At 43.8% G+C, this 7248-nt stretch carries 8 protein-coding genes; 2 read left to right on the top strand and 6 right to left on the bottom strand.

The genetic code is table 11. From position 1 onward, the window contains the following. On the bottom strand, positions 1-2165 hold a 2165-nt coding region (locus tag QT974_RS28310), incomplete at its 3' end, for an NACHT domain-containing protein (RefSeq protein ID WP_333471718.1). Positions 2166-2317: 152 nt separating this feature from the next. Between QT974_RS28310 and QT974_RS28305 the strand changes: the two genes are divergently transcribed. After that, positions 2318-2488, top strand: coding sequence for a hypothetical protein (locus QT974_RS28305; RefSeq protein WP_293297865.1), 171 nt, complete (start codon positions 2318-2320; stop codon positions 2486-2488). A 104-nt stretch (positions 2489-2592) separates the two neighbouring features. Then, complete coding sequence (locus QT974_RS28300; RefSeq protein WP_333471717.1) at positions 2593-3726, top strand: Rpn family recombination-promoting nuclease/putative transposase; 1134 nt, start codon at positions 2593-2595, stop codon at positions 3724-3726. A gap of 350 nt (positions 3727-4076) precedes the next feature. Here the strand turns inward: QT974_RS28300 and QT974_RS28295 are convergent, their stop codons facing one another. The 5 genes from QT974_RS28295 to QT974_RS28275 form a co-directional block, all read right to left on the bottom strand. Next, on the bottom strand, positions 4077-4364 hold the full coding sequence (locus QT974_RS28295; RefSeq protein ID WP_333471716.1) for an NfeD family protein: 288 nt from the start codon (positions 4362-4364) through the stop codon (positions 4077-4079). A 94-nt stretch (positions 4365-4458) separates the two neighbouring features. Further along, positions 4459-4746: an NfeD family protein gene (locus QT974_RS28290; protein ID WP_333471715.1), complete on the bottom strand. Its 288-nt coding sequence runs from the start codon at positions 4744-4746 to the stop codon at positions 4459-4461. Positions 4747-5520: 774 nt separating this feature from the next. Next, positions 5521-5988, bottom strand: coding sequence for a GNAT family N-acetyltransferase (locus QT974_RS28285; RefSeq protein WP_333471714.1), 468 nt, complete (start codon positions 5986-5988; stop codon positions 5521-5523). A 213-nt stretch (positions 5989-6201) separates the two neighbouring features. Next, a complete protein-coding gene (locus QT974_RS28280; protein ID WP_333471713.1) occupies positions 6202-6498 on the bottom strand; it encodes a cupin domain-containing protein in 297 nt (98 codons plus the stop codon). A 9-nt stretch (positions 6499-6507) separates the two neighbouring features. Continuing rightward, complete coding sequence (locus QT974_RS28275) at positions 6508-7149, bottom strand: type I restriction endonuclease (protein WP_333471712.1); 642 nt, start codon at positions 7147-7149, stop codon at positions 6508-6510. Positions 7150-7248 lie beyond the last annotated feature (99 nt).

The raw sequence follows: 7248 nt of genomic DNA, 5'->3' as shown, positions 1-7248 counted from the left end.
ATATTGTATGATTCTTGATCGTAAACTCTATCAATCTTGGGCCTTTCAAGTTCTAACATATGAAAATGTTTTTTTAAGCTATCAAAATCGACAGCACTAAAAATTTTTAATTCATGAATCATAGGCACAAGTTCTTGAGCTAAATAAATTACTGTATTTTTAGGGCGATCGCGATTGCCACCTAAGGTACCGAACTTTCTCAATACCTCATTAAGATCGTCAGAATGTGCTATGCGATCAATTAATCTTGAAAGGTAATCCATACAGTCTCCCAGAGCCATATTATGGATAATATCTGGAGACAATGCACAAGCAATATACATAGCTGCCGCTCTTTTTATAACAGGTTTAAAATCTCCTATTGCTTTATTTGTTGAGAAATCTGCCCAGTTAAACCAAGCAGTAAGTTTACCCACTGCGCTTAAATTTTGGACTACTGATTCTATGTTTAATATTAGAATATTGGAATTGTCCAACATTTCTGTAGTCAATAAAAATACTTCTTTCCATTGCTTCTTATTAACATGACGAGCTAGTGCTTGCAATGTTGCTTTGCCTTCTGAGTTACGACTATGAATCTTTGCAAAGGAGTAAGCTGTACAATATTCCTGAAACGTCAGGTGTGAAAATGACCAAACCTTCTGTGCCCTCTCAATCAACAACCCATGCTGTGCTTCCATCGCCTCCAAAACCGCTCGACTATCCCGCTGCCCAATCCCCAAAAACTCCGCAATATATCCCTCAATTTCCGCCTGCTCAAATAGCACATATTGCTCTTGCTCAAACTTCTTCACTGCCAGAAAGCTCAATAACTCCAGCTTCCGCTCCACCGACAAATCACGATAAATCTCATCCCGATCGATCTCCCGCGACTTGTCCCACTGTTCTAGCAGCAACTCCAACCCTTCTTCATAAAGCTTCGATCGCTTCGAGTAAAACTTCCCCGTCTTGTAAAACACCGCACAGGTCAAACTCAGCAAAATCGGCGTAATTGTTAGCTCCCGAATCGGCTTATTCGACTCCAAAAAAAGCTGTTTTAAAAACTCCTCTGCTTTCACCAATCCTCCTGACTCATCCCCCATCACCGTCTTAAACCAATGTTCTGAAAACAATTGCACCTGCGTTTTATTAAAATCCGCCACCTCCACAAACTGAAATCGTAGAGATTTCCAGTCCATTTCGCCAGTAAAACTCTGCGTTCGACACGTCACAATTACTTGCACCTGCGGATAGTCACGAGCAAACTTCTTAATTTCCTTGGTGATATTCTTCCCATTCTCCCCCGTCACCTCATCCAAGCCATCCAGTAGAACCAGCACCCGACCTTGCTTGAGTAAGGTTTCTGCATCTGATAACTGCCAACACTTCTCTAGATAAGGCTTTAGGGCATAGGAAGCCTCACGTCCATCCTCGACAAAATTTCGCAGTTTAATCAAAACCGGAATCCGGTGCGCTTGTAAATTCGCTGCATTACACTCCGTTACCCCTCGCTGCAAATATGTCGTTTTGCCCGAACCCGGTTTGCCCACCACCATTAGGTTTGTATTCTTCGCCAGCACCTCTAAGCCTGACACTCGTTCCTGTTCCCTACCCAAGCCAATGCGATCTAAACCTCGATGGCTGGGATTGTTCATGAAATCTTGTGACAAGTCATGGATTTCCGACTTACGACTACTACTCAGTTCCTCCAGAATGTTGACATCCACAAACAACTCACCCAGCGGTACCCAACAATCCATCCCCCAAAGCGGCATGGTGCTGTGCAAGCGTTGGATGTCATCGTGGAGGCGCGATCGTACTTGCTGAACCAACGCATCAATATCACCAGTGTGGCTTGATCCCGATACTGTTGGGGTGTTGGTTAACAACGTTGTTGCTTTGAGAGCGGTCGGCAGATCAGCAACTTCTTGCCACTTCAGCTTCAACGCAGCACAGATTTCTTTGAAAACTTTGGCGCTTTTCGGAGTGCCATCAAAAAATTCGTCAATGGTTGTCCGAGAAATGCCAACCGTATTTTTTTGAGAAGATCCTTTCTTGTTTACACGGGTAGCGCTGATGTGGGCTGCCAGATCGGATTTGGTGACAAATGAGTTTGCAAGTGACTCGTTTGCTTTTTGTATTCCTGTAGTCGAGAGTTTGAGCGATCGTCCCACCTGTCCAGTCATAGTTCCTATTTCAGCCTTTTAATGATTATAGCCACCTGAACAGAACCTGAACAGAACTTGGACAGAAGATTGCAAGCCATTGGACATGACCTGAACCAGCCTCCTATCTTGCATTTGGCAGATTGTTGAGAGTTTCAACAAAGATGACAAACATGAAGATTTCAAATAAGAAAAAATGGCTCAAAGTAACCGAGTTTGCTGTGGTGGGCGTTGCCACTTGCCTCAATCCCCACGCAGGATTTCTGCTGTTTCTGCTCAAGCTGTGCTTTCAAATTTTGACAGCATTGCAGAAAGATGAGACGAGTGAAATAGATAAAAGCTAGAAGTCCCCGATCGCCTTTACGAAAAAATTCAACAAGGCGATCGGTTCGTCATAGTTCTGTCTTTAGATGGTAAAATACCCATCTTCGATTCGCATCGACAACTCATGAAAACAGACACCATTTTCTACAGCCTGTTTCAGGAATTTCCCAGCTTCTTCTTTGAACTGATCGATCGCCCTCCAGACGAAGCCACCGCCTACGAATTCACCTCCCGCGAAATCAAACAACTGGCATTCCGCATCGATGGCTTATTTCTGCCCACAACCGAAGCACCGGAAAAACCATTTTACTTGGCAGAAGTTCAGTTTCAACCCGATGCCGACTTGTACTACCGCATCTTTGGCGAGCTCTTTCTCTATCTGCGACAATACAAACCCGTCAATCCTTGGCGCGTGGTTGTCATCTATCCCAGCCGTCGCATCGAACACGAACAGATGCTGCAATTTCAGGAACTCCTAACCAGTCAGCGGGTGCAACGGATTTACCTCGATGAATTGCCAGAAACTGCCGATCGCTCCTTGGGAGTGAAAGTTGTTAAACTGGTAATCGAGCCAGCAGAGACAGCAGCAGAACAAGCACGGCAGTCGATCGCAATGGCCCGCCAACAGTTATCCGATCCGATCGTTCTACGCGATTTAATTAACCTCATCGAAACAATCATTGTCTACAAACTCCCCCAAAAAAGCCGCGAGGAAATTGCCGCCATGTTGAATTTAAGCGAACTCAGACAAACTCGATTTTATCAGGAAGTCAAGCAAGAAGGTTTAGAAGAAGGACTCGAACAAGGTGAGCGGCAAGCAAAGTTAGAAGCCATTCGTCGGATGATAACGTTTGGAATGAATTTAGAGACGATCGCACAATTATTAGATTTGTCTGTAGAATTTGTGCGGCAAACAATTCACAAAATCCAACGCGAATCGATGTCAGTCCCCGAACAAAAGATTGACTCGTTGATAGAACTATTAACTCAACAGCGAAATCTCTTTTCGGCGGCACAATTAACTGAACTAGCGCAGCTAATTGAACCTTTATCCGATGACAGCGATGTCCTTGCAGCAGCGATTTCATCCTGGGCTGAAAATTATCCTGCAATTGCGGAAGCTCAATCGAAACTGCTCGAACCATTACCGCCGCTCGCTAAAGCATCAGAAACAACGGTAACAAGTCCAGAAAGTAGCGAATCTCAAATAGGCGATCGCCCCAACAAACAAGCTCTCAAAAATGCTATTTTATTGTAGCGCGATATTCGATAATAATATTGTAGGGACACGGACTGCCCATTTGTGTCAACTGAAGCTGTCAGCCCGCCAAGTCCGCTAGTGAGCCCGCCAGTCCGACAGGGAATTAATTCCCTGTCTAATAGCTAAAGTCCTCTAAAGAGGACTAATGAGTTCTTCAGTCCTCTTTAGAGGACTTTAGCTTTGAGACAGGGGTTTCAACCCCTGTCGGACTATTGGTTCTACCTTAAGTTGACACGACGAAAGGCACGGCGCCGTCTCCTAATTTCTAAAAAACAGAATAGTCAGAACCCCGACTTCTTCAAGAAGTCGGGGTTCTAACAGTGAAAAAATTTAGATTGCTTTCTGGTTTAGTCGGCGGGTGTGAGGGAAACTAAAAGAGTGATTTTGTCAACGCCGATGACATAAACAGTATCTCCGGGTGTGAGGGTGATTTGGCGATCGCACCGTGCGGGCCACCAGCTACCTTGGAAGCGGACGCGACCTGTTTGATTCGGGTAAATCGATTCATCGACGACTGCTTCTTCGTTAAAGTAGTTGAAATTGGTATTGATGTAGTTGTCCACTAACATATTGTTTTCTGTGCTGTAGCTGTGAACAGAAAAAATCGAACCGAAAGCTTTTGCTAAGTTAAACATTTCCCTGACTCCTGTTGTGTTAAAATATATCGAAGTTTAATCGCCTGTGTATGCTATTTGAAAGGTTGCATTTCCTGATTTTTCAAGCTCTGATTTAGTCTGCGGGAACGAGCGAAACTAACAGAGTGATGCTGTCAACGCCGATGACATAAACCGTGTCTCCGGGTGTGAGAGTGATTTGGCGATCGCACCGTGCGGGCCACCAGCTACCTTGGAATCGGACGCGACCTGTTTGATTCGGGTAAATCGATTCATCGACGACTGCTTCTTCGTTGAAATAGTTAAAGTTGGTGTTGACGTAATTTTTGATTAACAGATTGTTGGCTGTGCTGTATCCTTGAGTGGAGAAGATAGAGCCGAAAGCTTTGACTACGTTGAACATAATATTTACTCCTGTTGTGTTACAATAAATGGATGTGTAATTGTCGGTTTCTGCTATTTTAGAGGCTGCATTTCCTCGCTTGAGATTGATTGATTGTCCTGATATTTCATTGTTCTTGTCTTTCCTTCTTTTATCCGGATCGAAGCCCAAGAATTTTTGAAATGTAAGAGGGATTTGAGAAGCGGTTGCGGGAGTTTAAATTCGGCAATTCCGAGGTATTGAATTAACGATTTAGTGGTTGAGCCGTGGGTGGGATTTACCTCAAGGGTAGATGTGGTTATCTACACTCTTTGCTTGGCTGATTCCGCATTACTGCTGCTGTGAAGATGTTTTATTTTTGGGGTTGCTTTTTTTGAATCGGTTGTGACTCGTTTGCTTGACACTTACTAATTTCCCAGGAATCGAATGTGTTTGGTGCGATCGCCCTGACACTTTTATCGTCTGGTACTGGCACAGGACACTCGTCAGCCTGGAAACAACGATTTATCAATAGTTTCAGCCTACTCATCTGACTGGTAGCTGTGCCAATTTCGGCAACTGGACTAGCGCAGGCTGTGAATCCTGAGTTTACGCAAAGTCGATCGGTCAATCCGGAACATCCATATATATCCCCTCCGCGACTCATAGGTTCGATCGTTCGGACTTCAGTCCTCTCATCTGATGAGGACTGAAGTCCGAACGATCGAACCGAGCCTGTAATCGCAATTATTTAACAGATCGAAGTTAAAATCAATTCATAAATTCAGAATCTCAAATTCATAAAAGTCATAATTATCAAGAACTTGCTTGATACTGCATAATTGTTACCGGAATTCTAAATAAAGTTTTACCTAACTGAGACAAACCGAACTTGAATTTAAGCGACTGCGGCAAATCTTGCACGGAAACTTCTACGAAGCCAAAGCGAGTATAAAATGATGCGAGTCGCTTTCCCAAACATTCTAAGTATAGCGGTTCTGTAGCCTGTTGAATTAAATGTTTTGTCAGATAAATGCCCAAACCGCGATCGCGCCAATCCTTCGCCACCACCAAACTACCCAACTCTTGCGCGCCCGCAAACTTCCGCAATTGTCCGCAAGCCGCCAATTTCCCATCACATTCAATAACCCAAAATTGCTCCCAGCGCAATTGAGTCGGATCGAGTCTTGCGCTCCAAACTAACTTTCTAATTGATTTGATGTCTTGCTCCGATGCTTGGCGAATTTTGCATTCTGGGGGTAAGGAAAAAGAACTTTCATTCATTGTAATTCCAGTTGGCTGTCTCGTTTGGCTTGAGCTTTCAACATCCTTTCTTTTAATCGCGCATTTCTCTCGGTAATTTCGGGGTTTCCCTCATACCAAGGCGGAACATCATCATAATCGGGAATTCCATCATCTATCAGATAGCGCGCGTTGGGCTGCTTGGGATAACCAGCGGCTAATCCTCCAGTACATATAACAAATAAATCTGTATTATCAGCAGCTTTTAATGCTCTTTGCTGCGGGAGAAACTCTCACAATATCGCCGCCCTCAAGTCTCAATAGTTCCCTATCTACCACCATCAGACCTTTGCCTTCAACTACAATATAAACTTCTTCTTGTTCTGCGTGGCTGTGAGTAAATGTGTAGCCATCGCCAGCAGGCAAGCGAATCAAACCTAAAGCTACTCCTTGCAGATTTAGCTGTCGCCAAGGGTTGGTGAGTTGGGGCAAATTGTTAAAGTCAAAGTGAGCTTTAGTGAATTTATTGTTACTTTCAGAATCTAGTTCCATATTATGTATTTAAGTAGAAGACTTGTTACTGGAAATTATACCAGCTAGTCGCTTCAAAATGCGAAAAACTTCGTAAAGTTCGTTTCCGGGATTCGCAATATCGAAAAGTTTAGACACGGCATACTGCGGTGTATCTTGTTTGGTAACTTTGATAAATCGAAAGCTGCTGCCATTTGTCAGAAGCCCAAAGGTTACTTGTTCTGGACTGGGGTCATTCAGCATATAAAATAGTAACTGGGGAAGTCCAGCTTCTACGGAGTATTGAGAGCGTTTGGCTTCGATCGCAACTACCCAAAAAGATTTCAGCAATAGCAGGACATCAATGCTGCCCCTGACAATTATATCTTCATCTTCAATAGTCAGTTCCACCGATTTTTCTGCCTCTATGTGAAAGGGAGTCAAGTAAAAATCTGCTAAGAATAGCAAGGGAGCCAGTACCACCATTTTTACCGTATCTTCCAGCATCGCGTACTTGACACTGTTGATATAACCTGCTTTTACGTTGTCGAGCGATCGCTTTTTGTCATCGGTAATTTCTGGTAAATCGTCAATCCACTCCCGGAAGAATTGCTCGTCTTCACAAAGTTGAAAATTAAATTTGGTTTCGACATCTAGCAGTGTCAGTGTTTTTGCTTGAATAGATTGTGTCATGGCTTTGCATCTTCAAGTTAAATTTATTGTAGCATATTAACTGTCGATCGCCTCCAGCAACACCTCCGCACCAAACCGCACCGGATCGGTACAAGGCAA

Source organism: Microcoleus sp. BM001215392, from assembly GCF_036700185.1.
In the GTDB taxonomy this organism is placed as follows: Bacteria; Cyanobacteriota; Cyanobacteriia; order Cyanobacteriales; family Microcoleaceae; genus Microcoleus.
This window is presented reverse-complemented; position numbering and strand designations above follow the sequence as displayed.

Coding starts and splice junctions, on each gene's coding strand:
- QT974_RS28275 (WP_333471712.1), bottom strand. CDS start 7,149: ATGACACAATCTATTCAAGCAAAAACACTGACACTGCTAGATGTCGAA.
- QT974_RS28300 (WP_333471717.1), top strand. CDS start 2,593: ATGAAAACAGACACCATTTTCTACAGCCTGTTTCAGGAATTTCCCAGC.
- QT974_RS28305 (WP_293297865.1), top strand. CDS start 2,318: ATGAAGATTTCAAATAAGAAAAAATGGCTCAAAGTAACCGAGTTTGCT.
- QT974_RS28290 (WP_333471715.1), bottom strand. CDS start 4,746: ATGTTCAACGTAGTCAAAGCTTTCGGCTCTATCTTCTCCACTCAAGGA.
- QT974_RS28280 (WP_333471713.1), bottom strand. CDS start 6,498: ATGGAACTAGATTCTGAAAGTAACAATAAATTCACTAAAGCTCACTTT.
- QT974_RS28285 (WP_333471714.1), bottom strand. CDS start 5,988: ATGAATGAAAGTTCTTTTTCCTTACCCCCAGAATGCAAAATTCGCCAA.
- QT974_RS28295 (WP_333471716.1), bottom strand. CDS start 4,364: ATGTTTAACTTAGCAAAAGCTTTCGGTTCGATTTTTTCTGTTCACAGC.